The following is a 13,824-nucleotide window of genomic DNA, read 5'->3' as shown; positions in this document are numbered from 1 at the left end:
ACAGGCCCTAAGGGAACCACCGGACCCGAGCCGCGCACCTGAGGGTGCCGGGAGGTGACGCAGCGTTGAACACCGTGCTGAACATGCCGCGCTTCTTGATGGACGACGCGCGCGCCGTGCGCGACCCCTACCCGGTCTACCGCCGCCTGCGCGACTACGGCCCGGTCTGCCGGGGCGGCCCGGGACAGTGGGTCTTCTCGCGGCACGAGGAGGTCTCCGCGCTGCTCCGTGACCCCCGGCTCGGCCGGGAGTTCCCCGAGGAGTACCAGGCGGTGTCGGTGGGCGAGGGGCCGGCCAACGACTATCTGCGGCGCATCGTCGTCGACCGTGACCGGCCTGACCACACACGGTTGCGCCGACTGCTGGTCAAGTCGCTCAGTCCGGCGATGGTGCGCGGTCTGCGCGAGCCCGTCGCCCGGCTCGTCGACGGGCTGCTGGACCGGTTCGCCGACGAGCGCCGCTTTGACCTCGTCGCCGACCTGGCCGTGCCCGTACCCATGACGGTGATGAGCGAGCTGCTGGACATCCCCGGCCCGGACCGGGCCGACATCGCCCGCCTGTCCACCTCGCTCGCCCAGGCGTTCGCGGTTTTCATCCCGTCGGACAAACAGCACGAGGCGCACGGGGCCGTGGTCGAGCTGCGGGAGTACATGGCCGGGCTGGTTCGCGAGCGCAGGCGCCGTCCGGGCGAGGACCTGCTGTCGCGGATGCTCGCCGCGGTCAAGGAGGGAGAGGAGCCGCTGACTGATGAGGAGATCATCGACAACGCGCTGTTCGTCTACTACGCGGGCTTCGAAACGACCACCAACGCCATTGCCACCGGCGGCGACCTCTTCGTTCGGCAGCCGCACACCCAGCGGCAGTTGCGGGCCGATCCGGGTGTCGTCGGCAGCGCGCTGGAGGAGTTCATGCGCTACGACGCGCCCATCCACGCCACCACCCGGTTGGCCCTCGAACCGATCGAGATCGCCGGACTGACGATCCGCAAGGGACGGGTGGTGGTGCTCCTGCTCGCCTCCGCCAACCACGACGAGCGAGTGTTCCACGATCCGGCCCGAGCCGACCTGACCAGGTCGCCCAACCCGCACCTCAGTTTCGGCGGCGGCGTGCACCACTGCCTCGGCGCGGCGCTGGCGCGGGTGGAGGGGACAGTGGTCTTCGAGCGGCTGGTCGCCCGCTTCGCGGACATCGAGTCGGCGGGCGAGGGCGTGTGGGAGCCCAGCGAGGGCGGCTTCCGGTTCCCCTACTGGGCCCGCCGAAGCGTTCCGGTGGCCGTGCGTCCCGCCTGAGCCGGGCGAGGCAGCGAGCCCGCCGGCGCGATGAGCGCGGTCACCACGACGCCCGCGTCGGCCGCCCAGCGCCCGCGCAGGACCGGGAAGCCGGTGGCGACCGGGTCGAAGGCGGCGTCCGCCCGGCGGGCCCGGCGGACGCCGCCCGAGACCGGCCGCACCACGAATGTGCCGGAACCACAGCCGGGTTCGATGAGGACCTCGGCGTCGTCGAAGCCCAGCCAGCAGCCCATCGCGGGATACCAGACCTTGTAGTACGCCTCCTTGGCGCTGAAGAGCAGCCGGCACCACGGCACGTTCGCCCCGGCCGCCCCCAACTCGTCGAGGTGAGCCCGCTCGGCCGCCGAGGTCACCCGGGCCAGCACCCGGGCGGGCAGCGGCGCACACGGCTCGGCGTCGATGCCCAGCCCGTCGGCGTCCTGGGTCCGTGCCGCCGCTGCTGCCCGGTAGCCCTGGCAGTGCGTCAGGGAGCCGACCGTCCCGGCCGGCCATCGGGGCGCTCCGTCGACGCCGCGCACCAGCGCGGCGGGCGGGACACCCAGCTCGGCCAGGCAGGCGCGCGCCGCACGCCGGACCGTGGCGTACTCGGCACGGCGCGCGGGCAACGCGTCGGCCACCTGCCGCCGTTCCGCCTCGAAGAGCTCGGGGCCGGTCAGTTCGTACCTGCTCTCCAAGGCCGCCGCGTGCGCCGGCAAGAGCGTCCGGATCACACCGGGGACCGCCGTCGTACGGGTCAACCGGAGGCCGCCATCGCACGCAGCGCCACCTTGTCGATCTTGCCCACCGGGGTCCGCGGCAGCATCGGCAGCTCGCGCACCTCGTCGGGAAACTTGAACGCGGCCAGTCCCTTGCCCGCCAGGTACCGTTTGATCTCCACCAGCGAAGGCGCCTGTCCCGGCCCGTCACCGGGGACCACGAACGCGAGGACGGCCTCGCCGAGTTCCGCGTCGGGCCGGGCCACCACCGCGGCGTCGTCGATGGCTCCGTGGCCGCGCAGGTGCCCCTCGACCTCGTCGGCCGACACCTTCTCGCCGCCCCGGTTGATCACGTCCTTGGCGCGGCCGACGACGACCAGGTTGCCCTCGGGGGTGAGCCTGGCCAGGTCGCCGGTGCGAAAGAAGCCGTCGGAGGTGAACGAGGTGCGGTTCGCCTCGGGCGCGTTCCAGTAGCCGTTGATGGTGTACGGGCCGCGGGTCACCAGCTCGCCCACCGCGCCCGCCGGTACCTCGCGCAGATCTTCGTCGACCAGGCGAAGTTCGTCGAGCGCGGAAAGCGGCCGGCCCTCGGTGGCGTGCACCACCTCTTCCGCGTCGTCCAGGCGCGTGTAGGTGAGCAGGCCTTCGCCGATGCCGAACCAGTTGGTGATCCGGCAGCCGAGCGCGGACTGCGTGCGCCGGGCGGCCTGCTCGTCGAACTTGGAGCTGCCCACCTGGAGGAGAACCCCCTTCATGTCCACCGGCCGCTTCGCGGCGACCTTGGACCACAGTGCCGCGAGGGCGGGCACCACGGTGGTGTGGGTCACCCCTTCCCGCTCGATCAGCGGAAAGACCTCATCGGGAGAGGGGCTCGCCGCCAGTACCGCCTTGCCGCCCACCAGCAGCGCGCCGAGCACGCCCGGACACCCCAGGGCGGCGTTGTGCGCCGCCGGGTTCGCCGCCAGGTACACGCTTTGTGCGTCGAACTCCAAAGCCCGTGCGCAGGCGGAGATGTTGAACAGGTAGTCGTCGTGCGTACGCGGTATCAGCTTGGGCTTCCCGGTGCTGCCGCCGCTCAGCAGCAGGAACGCGACGCCTGAGGGGTCGACCCCAGGCAGCGGCCCGCCGTCGGCGCCTTGGGCGCGGACCCGGTTCAGGGGCGTGAGGTCCTCGCCGTCGCCCGCAACGATCACCGTGCGGACGCCGGGGAGGGAGGCGGCGTAGCGGGCGAGGACGCGGTAGTCGAAGCCCTGGAACCGGTCGGTGGTGACGTAGCCGACCGCGCCGGACGCCTCGATCAGGTGCCGTACCTCGCTCTGCCGGTGTCCCGGCAGCGCGAACACCGGAATGACGCCCGCCCGGAACATCCCCACCGTGACGGTGAGGAACTCGACGACGTTCGGCAGCTGGACCATGACCCGGTCACCGGGGTTCACCCCCCGGGCCAGGAGACCGCGTGCGATCTCGTCGGCCTCGGCGCGCACCTCGCCGTGCGTGATGCGGCGTCGGCGGTCCACGGCGGCGGTCCGGTCGGGGAAGGCCGTCGCCGTTTCGGTCAGCGCGTCGCCCAGCGGCACCCCCCGCCAGATCCCGGCGGCCCGGTAGCGGGCGGCGTCCTCGTCGCTCCATGGCGTGAACTCATCCATGACAGCCAGTGTTCCGGCCCGTCGGGCCGCGCCGCCCGGGACGAACAGAGCCGTGAAAGAGACGGCGGACACCGTCGCGATCGCTCCTATCGTCACCAGCGTCGCCGATGAGATCCCGGCCCCCGGGCCGCCCGACGAGGAGTGATGGATGAGCCGACCCCACACGCTGAGCTGGCTCGACGCACCCCGCGACGACACCGGCGTGGAGATGTTCGACGAGACGTCCCACGCCTACCGGCCCTACCCCGAACTCGCCGACGCGGCGAGCCGGATCTCGGGCGGGCTGATCGCGGAGGGCGTGCCCCGCGGGGCGGTCGTGCCGCTGCTGTGCTCCACCGGACCCGACCTCGTCGCCGCCTTCTACGGGGTACAGGCCGCCGGATGCGTGGTGAGCGTACTGGCGCCCCCCACCCGGGTGTCGGGCGAGGCCGCCCGCGCGCACGTCTGTGCCGTCGTCACCGCCGTGGACGCCGACACCGTGGTGGTGGACGCCGCCCACCACGACTACGCCCTGGACGTGCTCGCCGAGGCCGGGTCACGCCCGCGCGTACTGCTGCTGGAGGAGCTCGGCGCGGGCGGGCCCGGCCGACGGGCCGCCGACGAACTGGCCCTCGTCCAGTTCACCTCGGGCAGCTCGGGCAGGCCGCGCGGAGTGCGGATCAGCCACGCCGCACTCGACGCCAACACTGCCGCGATCCGCGCCTGGGAGCGGGCGGGCCGTGACGACTCCTGGTGCTCCTGGTTGCCGATGCACCACGACATGGGGCTCATCGGCTGTCTGGTGGTGCCTGTCTCCGGCAACAACCGGCTGGCGGTGTGCAGGCCCGAGACCTTCCTGCGCCACCCGCTGTCGTACGTCACCCGCTTCGACGCCAACCGGGTCGACCGGCCCGCCACGATCACCGCGACCCCGGCGTTCGGCCTGCAGCGCATCGTGGACCGGATCGGCCGTGCCGACCTCGAAGGCGCCGATCTGTCCCGCACCCGGGCGGTCATCGTCGGGGCCGAACGCATCGATCCCGCGCTGGTGACCCGCTTCACCGATCTGATGCGCCCGCACGGACTGTCCCCGAACGCCCTCACCCCCGCCTACGGTCTGGCCGAGAGCACCCTCGCCGTCACCGGAGCGTCCCTCGGGGAGAGCCCGCGCGCCGTCCGCGTGCACCGGGACGACCTGCGGGTCGGAGCGAAGGTGAGCCTCGCGGCCGAGGCCACGTCCCGCGAAACGGTCCAGGTGATCAGCTGCGGCCGTGCACTGGACGGCTTGACGGTGCAGGTCGTCGGCGAGGACGGACGGCCGCTGCCCGAGGGCCACGTCGGCGAAATGGCGCTTCGCGGCTCCTCGTTGGCCGACGGCTACCTCGCGGCCGGCTCTGCCGGGGGCACCGCCTTCGAGGACGGCCGGCTCCTCACCCGCGACGTCGCCTTCGAGCTGGCGGGCGAGTTCTACGTGCTGGGCCGGCTCGGTGACAGCGTCAAGGTCAACGCCCGCTCGCTCTTCGCCGAGGACGTCGAGCTGATGCTCGGGCGGGCCGGACTCGACCTGAGCAGGGTTTGCGTCGTGCTGGGCGAGGCGGACGGGCGCCCGCACGCCGTGGCCGTGCTGGAGGGACTCGACACCACGGCTGCCGAGGTGGCCGAGGACGTGCTCGCCGCGGCCTGCCCCGGCACCCGCAGGCACGTGACCCAGGTGCCGCGCGGCGCGATCCCGCGCACCAGCAGCGGCAAGAGCCGCCGCCGTCAGCTGTGGCAGAGCCTCAGCCGGGAGCACATCTTCGACGCGGTGTCCGCCGCGGCCGACACCACTGCCTGACCGGCCACAGAACAGGAGACCACATGTCCTACTCCAGCGAAGAGGTGCGCGAGACCGTGCTCGCGATCATCGAGCAACTCGCCCCCGAGCGGGAGCGGTTCGAGGCGGGCAAAGACCTGCGTCTGGTCGAGGATCTGGGGTTTCACTCCCTCGCCCTGCTGGAGCTGGCGTTCGCGATCGAGGACGACTTCGACCTGCCGCCGATCGACGAGCAGACCGGACGAGCCATCCAGACCACCGAACAGGTGCTTGCCTACGTCCTGGGCCAGGTCGATGCCCGGACGCCGTCGTGATCGCCACCACCGACCCGAGCACGACGACGTCACGAAGGAGCCACGATGACCGAGGCGATCTCCCTGTCGGACCTCACCAAGCGATTCGGTGAGCAGACCGCACTCGACCGTGTGTCGCTGCGGATACCGGCCGGAAGCGTGGTGGGCCTGCTCGGCCCCAACGGAGCGGGCAAGACCACGCTCATCAACTGTCTGACCACGCTGCTGCAGCCGGACGGCGGCACCATCCGCGTCATGGGGCACGATCCTGGGAGCGAGCCGTCCCTGGTGCGCGCCAACATCGCCGTCACCGGGCAGTTCGCCGCCCTCGACGAGCAGATCAGCCCCCGGGAGAACCTCGTGTTCTTCGGCCGGCTGCTGGGCCTGGGCCGGGGCGAGGCCCGGCAGCGGGCACAAGAGATGCTGGAGCGGTTCGAGCTGGGCGAGGCGGCGTACACGCCCGTGGGATACCTCTCCGGCGGTATGCGCCGCCGCCTCGACCTCGCTGTCAGCCTGGTGGTCCCCCGGCCGGTGCTGGTGCTGGACGAACCGACCACCGGCCTCGACCCGCGCAGCCGCAAACTCCTGTGGGACATGGTCAGGGCCGAGGCCGGACGGGGGGTCGCCGTCCTGCTCACCACGCAGTACCTGGAGGAGGCCGACCAGCTCGCCGACCGTGTCGTCGTCATAGACAAGGGCCGGGTCCTCGCGGACGGCTCGTCGGACGAGCTCAAGCGCGACGTCGGCGGCATCATGTGCCGGCTCACCCTGACCAGTGGCGCCGACGCCGAAGCGGCGCGCCACTTTCTCGGCGACCTGCCGGGCGTGACCACCGAGGGGGACAAGGTCGCCGTGCCCATGTCGCGTCCCGAGGACGTCGCCGCGGTGCTCGGCCGACTGGACGGCAAGGGACTGCGGATCGCCGACCTCGAGGTGACCAGACCGACGCTCGACGAAGTCTTCTTCGCGCTCACCGAGCCGATGGAGAAGGAGGCCACCCGATGAGCACGGCGTCCGACGTCGCCGCGGTGCCCGGCGCCCCGGCGCTCCCGGGCCGGCCGGCCGGCTGGCAGCATGACTTCCGCGTGCTCTTCGACCGGTTGCGGGTGCGCTCGTTCTCCCGGGGCGGCCTGATCGCCACGGTGGTACAGCCGCTGCTCTTCTTCGCGATCTTCTACTGCACCTTCGCCGGAATGCTCGACGAGCAGGGCATCGGGTTCGGCCGCTTCGTGACCCCCACCGTCCTGGTCCAGGCACTGATGTTCGTGGCCATCGGGAGCGCCACCGAACTGGCCGCCGACCGATCCAGCGGCGTCTTCTCCCGCCTGCTGACCAGCCCGGTCGACATGCGTGCGATGGGCCTGGCACACCTGGCCGTGGTGGCGCTGCAAGGTCTCCTGTCCAGTGTCGCCATCGTCCTCGCCGGGCACCTGGCGGGCTTCCGCTTCGACCACGGGGTGTTCGCCGCGCTGGGATTTGTCGTGTTCGCCGTGGCGTTCACCGTGGCCCTGTCGCTGGCCACGGCCACCATCGCGCTGCGCCTGCGCAACCTGGAGGCGCTCAGCGCGGTGCTCCACCTGCCGTACCTGCCGCTGCTGGTGCTCTCCACCGGCTTCGTCGAGGCGGACCTCTTCCCCGGCTGGCTCCGGCCGGTCGTCGCGGCATCCCCGGTGTCCGGGGTGATCGACGCGCTGCGCGCCCTCTCGACCGGTGAACTCACCTGGGGCGAGATCCTGCCCGGCCTCGCCTGGCTGGTGGGCCTCTTGGCCGTCTTCTCGTGGTCCACGACCGTCGCCTTCAGGAAGGTGGCCGTCCGATGACCGCACAGGCGACGGGACCCGTCGCACCGACGGTGCTGCCGTCCCCCTCATCCGACCCGACCACCCTGACCAGGGCCTCCGCGATCATCGCCGGACGGGTGATCCGGCAGTTCGTCCGCAACCGGATGATGCTCATCGTCACCGTCGCCTTTCCGCTGCTCCAGCTCTTCATGCTGCTGGCGGCCTTCAGCGCGCTGGTGCGCGACACCCAGGACGTCGACTACGTCCGGCGGCTCGCCCCGTTGATCGTGCTCACCACGGCCTTCTCCTCGATCCTCACCACCGCGATCGCCCTGTGGAGCGACATCCGCAGCGGGGTGTTCGACCGGCTGCGGGCGATGCCGCTGGATATGAGGGCGTACGTCTTCGGGCGGATCGGCGGGGACTTCGTACGGATCATGGGAGTGGCCGTCCTGGTGACGCTCGTCGCCCACACGGTCGGCTTCCGGTTCTCCCGGGGGCCGCTGGCGGTCCTCGGTTTCTTCGGGATCGTGGCGTTGTTCGGGATGATGTGCAGCGCGCTGGCGGTCGCCGTCGCGCTGGTCGCCCAGCATCCCGGCATCATCGTGCGCTACGTCCAGATGCCCACGCTCGTACTGACGTTGATGTCCAGCGGCTACGTACCGCTGGAGGCGTTCCCGCACTGGATCCGACCCGCGGTGAGCGTCAACCCCGTCTCCCTGGCGGCCGACGCCCTGGCCGGGCTCTCCCACCGGGGGGCGCTGACCGCACCGGTGCTCGGAACCGCTGCCTGGACGCTCGGGGTCACGGCAGTGTGCACGGCCGTCGCCACGCGACGCTTCGCGATGCTCGTGAAGCGCGGCTGACCGTGGCGGACATCGTCGTGCTGGGCGCGGGAGTGGCCGGCCTGGGCCTCGCGGCCTTCGCCGCCCGCCGCGGGCACCGGGTGACGCTCGTCGAACGGGACGGTCCGCCTCCCGAGGGCGGGGCCCACGCCGAAGTGGCCGACTGGGAGCGGAGCGGCGTGCCGCACGCCCGCCAGGGGCACGCCCTGCTCGGGCTGGGCATCGGGGTGCTGCGCGAGGAGTGCCCGGAGGTGCTGGCGGACCTGACCGACCGTGGCGCGGTCCCCGTGACCCTGGAGACGGGCGGCGACGACCTCGGCCTGCTCAGCCGCCGGCTGGTCTTCGAGGCCGCGCTGCGCCGCCGGGTCGCCGCCGACCGTGCGGTCACGCTGCTGCACGACCGGGCCACCGGTCTGCTGGGCACTGGGACGCCGCACGGTGTTCTCCATGTGTACGGGGTCCGCCTCGCGGAGGGCGGCGAAGTGGCCGCCGACGTGGTGCTGGACGCCACCGGCCGCAGGTCCTCGGCGGCCTCCTGGCTCACCGGGATCGGCGGCCCCCGGCCCCGGGAGACGGCGCAGTCCTGTGGGTTCTCCTACATTGCCCAGGAGTTCGCGCTGGGCGGCGACAGCAGGTTCCCGTCCCTGCGGGCCCCGGTGGTGTACGAGCTCGACTTCGCCACCGTGCTGGCCTTCCCCGGCGACAACGGCCGCTTCCATCTGTCGACCACCGTGTCCTCCCACGACCCCGCGCGGACCCGGCTGTTGGAGCGCAGCGTCTACCTCCGCTTCCTGGACAGTGTGGCCCCGGTGCGTGATTGGCTCGACGGGGCCACACCGGTCGGCGACCCGATGCCGATGGCCGGGCTGGAGAACCGCTACCGGTCACTGGTAGTGGCCAAAACCCCGCTGGTCACCGGCTTCGTGCTGGTGGGCGACGCCTGTGTACAGACCAACCCCACGTTCGGGCGAGGCGTCTCGCTCGGCTTGGCGCACGCCAGGACCGTCGCCGACCAGCTCGGCCGGTTCGACCGGGACTCGGAGGACTGGGCGACGGAGACCCACGCGGCCACCGAACGGTGCCTGGGGCAGTGGTTCGAGCAGCAGGTCGCCACCGACGCCGCCCGGCTCGCCGAACTGGCGGGCGGGGCGCACGACGACTCGCTGTCCGCCCGCGTACTCACCGCTCTCGCGGTCCTGCGTGAGGAGGACGAGCACGTGCGGATCGCCGCCGAGCGGGTCTACCACATGCTGCTCACCCCGGCGGAGCTGATGCGGGACCGCAAGGTGGCCCGCCGTGTGCTCGCGTTCCTGCGCGAGCACCCCGATCTACGCCGCGACCATGTCGGACCGAGCCGTCAGGACTTCGAGCGCCTGGTCACCGGCTGAGCGCCCACAGAAGGGAACACCATGAAAGTCACCCTGCCCACGGACGTCACCTTGAGCTACGACATCCACGGGCCCGAGGACGGTCCCGTGGTCGTGCTCGTGCCCGGCCAGCACCAGGCGTCCCTGTTCGAGACCATGCAGGTGCCGCAGCTGACGAAGGCCGGCTACCGTGTCGTCACTTTCGACCTGCGCGGTGTGCACCCGTCGGAGGAGACCCCTCCGCCGTACACCGTGGAGCTGCTCGGGCAGGACCTGGCCGCGCTCAACGAGGCGCTGGAGCTGGGGCCCTGTACTTACATCGGCTACTCGGTGGGCGCGATGATCTTGCTGGAGCTGGCGATGAAGCGCCCCGACCTCATCGAGCGCGCCGCCCTCATCGGGGTTCCGTGGAAGCCCGGCAAGCTGCAACAGGCCATCCAGGCCGAGGCGGTGGACCGGCTCAAGAACGGGCACAAGGTCCCGGCCCTGCTGGAGGGGGTCTTCCGGGCGATGTACCTGTTCGGGCCGCGCGCGCTCAACCGCGACCAGTTCATCGCTCCCTACCTGGACGGGCTGGCCGGGCTGGCGGAGTCGGGCGGGCACGGGGCCATCGGACATGCCGAGGCGAGCACCGCCTTCCGGCCCGGCGACGAGGAAGTGGCGGCGGTCCGGGTGCCGTTGCTCGTGGTGGGCATGGAGCACGACATAGTGGCGCCCCGGCACCTGTCGCGGGAGCTGGCGGACCTGATCCCCACCGCCGAGTACACCGAGATCCGCAACTGCGGGCACGCGTCCCTGCTGGAGAAGCCCACCGAGGTCAACGCGCTGGTCGCCGACTACCTGCGCTCCGGCAAGGTCGGCGTCCCGCGCGGCTCGCGCCGGCTCTCCGGGGACCGGCCGGAAGAGGGCTGACGCCCTTTCGGCGGGCGACGGCTCCCGGCCTCCCACGGAGGCCGGGAGCCGTCGCCGTGCGCGTGCACCGCCTCACTGCGGGCGGGCCGTGAGCCGGTACAGCCGGTGGAACGGGTGCCCCACGTCGATCACCCTGGTGTCCAGGCCCGCCTCGGCGGCGTACGCGCGCACGGTGTCCGGGCGCATCACTGTGCCCGTGGCCGCGCTCGGCGTCCGGCTCATCCCGACAGGCAGGCAGTGCAGCACGCTGACGGCGTAGTGGAAGCGCTCGCTGTCCGGTGCGGCCGGTGTGAACCGCTCGCCGACGGACGGCTCCATCAGCAGCACCGCGCCCCCTGGAGCCGTCAGCCGGCGGCAGGCCCGAAGGACCTCCACCGGTGCGGACATGTCGTGCAGGGCGTCGAACACACAGACCAGGGTGTGACCGGCCGGCCCGGCGTCGCCGGCGTCACCGGCGCGGAACCGGACCCGGTCGCGCAGACTCTCTGCGGGATCGGCGGCGGCCAGGTTCGCCTCGGCATCCCGGATCGACGCCTCGTCGAGGTCGAGCCCGTGCACCTCGGCGTCGGGGAACATCCGGGCCAGCGCCAGGGTGGAGAGGCCGGAGCCGCACGCCACATCGGCGATGCTGCTCCCGGGCACCCGCAGCCGGGCGTCGATGTCGGGCAGGTGGCGGCTGATCCAGCCGGGCAGGTGGTGTTCGAAGACACCGCGGTTCAGGCCTGCCTGACCACCGCGCAGGGCATCGCCGTAGGCCGCGTACGGAAGGCCTCGGCGGCCGCGGTAGGCGTCCACCAGCTGAGGCAGCACGGCTGCCATGCCGCCGATGGGCATCACGACCAACGGGGCGATCCAGTTCGGGCTGTCGGCGTCGAGCAGCGCCTCCGCGTGGGCCGACGGCAGCGTGAACCGCCGTGCCTCCGGAGGCGCCCCGGGCTCGTCGACGGTCAGCACACCGGCACAGGTCTGCTGTTCCATCCACTCCCGGACCGCCCGGGCATCGAGGCCGCTCTCCTCGGCCACCCGTGCGGCTGTGGCGGGGCCGGTGCGGCGCAGGGCTTCGTACAGGCCCAGTTCCAGGCCCAGGAAGCAGGTCATCAGCTCGGCCGAGGCGAGCCCGGCGGCGAAGAGCCGCAGCGAGAACGCCTGCGGGGAGTCTGCCACCGGTCCGGCGGACGCGGCGGACTCCGCCCGCCGGCCGGGCGGCACGCCGAGGCCGGGGCGGGGGGCGGCGGGGTGGCGGAACGCGGGGGCCACGGCGGTCAGAGGTGGGTGAGGACGTTGACGACGTTGCCGTCGTGGTCCCGGTAGAAGAAGCGCCGTACGCCCCACTCCTCGTCCGCCGGTCCGTACAGGATTTCCAGACCGGCGGCGCGGGCCCCGGCCAGGGCCGCCTCGAGGTCCTCCACCTCGAGGGAGGCTGCCGGGTTCACCGGCCCGGTGGGGTCCTTGGTGATCAGGCTGACCTGCACGGAGTGGTCCGTGGGCGGGGCCAAGGTGGCGATCCAGCCGTGATTCATGATCACTTCCATTCCGGTGACCCGGACGTGGGCTTCTACTGCGGAATCGAGATCGCTCACTGTGAGCAGCGGCATCGCGCGGAGTGCAGACATGTGCGTCAGCGTAACCAGCGCGCCGCGAGGTCCGGGGGGCCTTTCCGTCCTCTTTCACCCTCCTCTCGCGGGCCCGTCGTCAGCCGTACGTTCTCCTCGTCATCGGCCTCCTTGCGCGAGCGTGGGTCGGCCGAACCCGCCAACCCCAGAGGAGGACCGACGTGGGACTCGTCACCGCGACCGGTACGGCCATCCCGGAATCCAGGCTCGCGGAGCTGGGTGAGGCGATCAGAGGCCGGACCATCACCGGGCAGGACGCCGACTACGACGAGCGCAAGCAGATCTGGAACGGCTACTTCCAGAAGAGCCCCGGGGCGATCGTCCAGGTGGACGGCGCGTCCGACGTCGTCAAGGTCGTCAACTTCGCGCGTGAGAACGACATCGAGCTGGCCGTCAAGGGCGGCGGCCACTGCTTCGCCGGCACCGGCACCGTCGAGGGCGGACTGCTGCTGGACACCTCCCGGCTGCGTGGCATCCGGGTCGACCCCGCCAGGCGCCGTCTGGTCGTCCAGCCCGGCCTGGAGCAGGGCGACGTCGACGCCGAGACCACCAGCTTCGGGCTCGCCGTCACCGGCTCCCAGGAGTCGTACATCGGCATCGGCGGCCTCACCCTGGGCGGCGGCCTCGGCTGGCTCGCCCGCTACCGGGGCCTGCTCGTGGACAACCTGCTCTCCGCCGACATCGTGCTCGCGAGCGGAGAGCTGGTGACCACCACCGCGCAGGACCACCCCGACCTGTTCTGGGCGATCAGGGGCGGCGGCGGCAACTTCGGCGTGGCCACCCGCTTCGAGTTCAACCTGCACCCGCAGGGCGACTGCATGGCGGGGCTGCTCGCCTTCCCCATCGACCAGACGGTGGACGTGGCCCGGCGGCTCGACGAGTTCAACCGGACCGCCCCCGACGAGCTGACCACCTCCTTCGCCTTCCTCACCGCCCCGGGCGGCGCACCGGCGATCGGCCTGGGCTTCGTGCACGCGGCCCCCGACGACTCCACCGAGGACCTGATCGGCCAGATGCGCGGGCTGGGCACCGGCGCGCTCCTCGACCACTGCGGCCTGATGCCGTATGTGGCCGTGCAACGGATGCTCGACGAGAACACCGTCGCCGGGCACCGGTACTACCCGCGCTCGTTCCTGCTGCCCGAACTGCGCGACGAGCCGCTGCAGATCCTCGCCGACGGGTTCGTCAACGCCCCGTCCGAACGGAGCCTGGTCGGCGGCGGCCTGATGGGCGGTGTCATGTCGAACGTACCGGCGTCCGAGACCCCCTTCCTGCACCGCGAGGGCTATCTGACCAGCATCCTCACCTCCTGGACCGACCCGGCCAAGGACGAGGAGGCCGTCGAGTGGACCGAGAAGGTGTACGCCGAACTCCTGCCGTACACCACCGGCGCGGTCTACGCCAACCATCTGGGCGCGGACTCCGCCGAGCGCATCGAGGACGCCTACGGCTCCAACTACGAGCGGCTGACCCGGATCAAGGCGGTCTACGACCCCAAGAACTTCTTCCACACGAACAACAACATCAAGCCGGTGAGCTGAGGCGGGCGGGCCGGCCCGCGGAACGCGGGCGGGCCCGGTGCGCGCACGCG

13 protein-coding genes are annotated in these 13,824 nt (G+C 72.0%); 9 read left to right on the top strand and 4 right to left on the bottom strand.

Features of this window, described 5'->3' with window-relative positions; genetic code table 11:
* The first annotated feature begins 83 nt into the window (after window positions 1-83).
* The gene (locus ACH4S8_RS40025; RefSeq protein WP_398403333.1) at window positions 84-1,289 is read left to right on the top strand and encodes a cytochrome P450; all 1,206 of its coding nucleotides are present in this window, start codon (window positions 84-86) and stop codon (window positions 1,287-1,289) included.
* On the opposite strand, the gene ACH4S8_RS40020 is transcribed toward ACH4S8_RS40025, so the two are convergent.
* Both ACH4S8_RS40020 and ACH4S8_RS40015 read right to left on the bottom strand, forming a co-directional pair.
* Entirely contained in the window at window positions 1,244-1,963 is a 720-nt protein-coding gene (locus ACH4S8_RS40020) for a 4'-phosphopantetheinyl transferase (RefSeq protein WP_398403331.1), read from the bottom strand. The two genes, ACH4S8_RS40025 and ACH4S8_RS40020, sit on opposite strands and share 46 nt — an antisense overlap.
* A gap of 59 nt (window positions 1,964-2,022) precedes the next feature.
* Window positions 2,023-3,630, bottom strand: a complete 1,608-nt coding sequence (locus ACH4S8_RS40015) for a (2,3-dihydroxybenzoyl)adenylate synthase (RefSeq protein WP_398403329.1) — start codon at window positions 3,628-3,630, stop codon at window positions 2,023-2,025.
* Between the two features lie 148 nt (window positions 3,631-3,778).
* On the opposite strand from ACH4S8_RS40015, the gene ACH4S8_RS40010 reads away from it, so the two are divergent.
* From ACH4S8_RS40010 to ACH4S8_RS39980, 7 genes are read left to right on the top strand one after another with little or no spacing between them, the layout of a single operon-like run.
* Complete coding sequence (locus tag ACH4S8_RS40010; protein ID WP_398403327.1) at window positions 3,779-5,443, top strand: AMP-binding protein; 1,665 nt, start codon at window positions 3,779-3,781, stop codon at window positions 5,441-5,443.
* A gap of 23 nt (window positions 5,444-5,466) precedes the next feature.
* Entirely contained in the window at window positions 5,467-5,736 is a 270-nt protein-coding gene (locus ACH4S8_RS40005; protein ID WP_398403325.1) for a hypothetical protein, read from the top strand.
* 45 nt (window positions 5,737-5,781) lie between these two features.
* Window positions 5,782-6,720 (top strand): ATP-binding cassette domain-containing protein, encoded by a 939-nt coding sequence (locus ACH4S8_RS40000; RefSeq protein WP_398403323.1) that lies wholly within the window; start codon window positions 5,782-5,784, stop codon window positions 6,718-6,720.
* A complete protein-coding gene (locus ACH4S8_RS39995) occupies window positions 6,717-7,535 on the top strand; it encodes an ABC transporter permease (RefSeq protein ID WP_398403321.1) in 819 nt (272 codons plus the stop codon). The genes ACH4S8_RS40000 and ACH4S8_RS39995 overlap by 4 nt, the downstream gene beginning before the upstream one ends.
* Window positions 7,532-8,362 (top strand): ABC transporter permease, encoded by an 831-nt coding sequence (locus ACH4S8_RS39990; RefSeq protein ID WP_398403319.1) that lies wholly within the window; start codon window positions 7,532-7,534, stop codon window positions 8,360-8,362. The genes ACH4S8_RS39995 and ACH4S8_RS39990 overlap by 4 nt, the downstream gene beginning before the upstream one ends.
* On the top strand, window positions 8,311-9,729 hold the full coding sequence (locus ACH4S8_RS39985; protein WP_398403317.1) for an NAD(P)/FAD-dependent oxidoreductase: 1,419 nt from the start codon (window positions 8,311-8,313) through the stop codon (window positions 9,727-9,729). The genes ACH4S8_RS39990 and ACH4S8_RS39985 overlap by 52 nt, the downstream gene beginning before the upstream one ends.
* A 21-nt stretch (window positions 9,730-9,750) precedes the next feature.
* Window positions 9,751-10,620, top strand: coding sequence for an alpha/beta fold hydrolase (locus ACH4S8_RS39980; protein WP_398403315.1), 870 nt, complete (start codon window positions 9,751-9,753; stop codon window positions 10,618-10,620).
* Window positions 10,621-10,692: 72 nt separating this feature from the next.
* On the opposite strand, the gene ACH4S8_RS39975 is transcribed toward ACH4S8_RS39980, so the two are convergent.
* Window positions 10,693-11,877: a class I SAM-dependent methyltransferase gene (locus ACH4S8_RS39975; RefSeq protein WP_398403313.1), complete on the bottom strand. Its 1,185-nt coding sequence runs from the start codon at window positions 11,875-11,877 to the stop codon at window positions 10,693-10,695.
* 5 nt (window positions 11,878-11,882) lie between these two features.
* On the bottom strand, window positions 11,883-12,233 hold the full coding sequence (locus ACH4S8_RS39970) for a VOC family protein (protein ID WP_398403310.1): 351 nt from the start codon (window positions 12,231-12,233) through the stop codon (window positions 11,883-11,885).
* A gap of 161 nt (window positions 12,234-12,394) precedes the next feature.
* Here ACH4S8_RS39970 and ACH4S8_RS39965 point away from each other — a divergent pair, with 161 nt between their 5' ends.
* Complete coding sequence (locus ACH4S8_RS39965) at window positions 12,395-13,774, top strand: FAD-binding oxidoreductase (RefSeq protein ID WP_398403308.1); 1,380 nt, start codon at window positions 12,395-12,397, stop codon at window positions 13,772-13,774.
* The last annotated feature ends 50 nt before the right edge of the window (window positions 13,775-13,824 follow it).

It is taken from the genome of Streptomyces sp. NPDC021080 (assembly GCF_044333225.1).
GTDB lineage: Bacteria > Actinomycetota > Actinomycetes > Streptomycetales > Streptomycetaceae > Streptomyces.
Note: the sequence above shows the minus strand (reverse complement) of the source record. Positions and strands in the feature narration are given on the sequence as shown.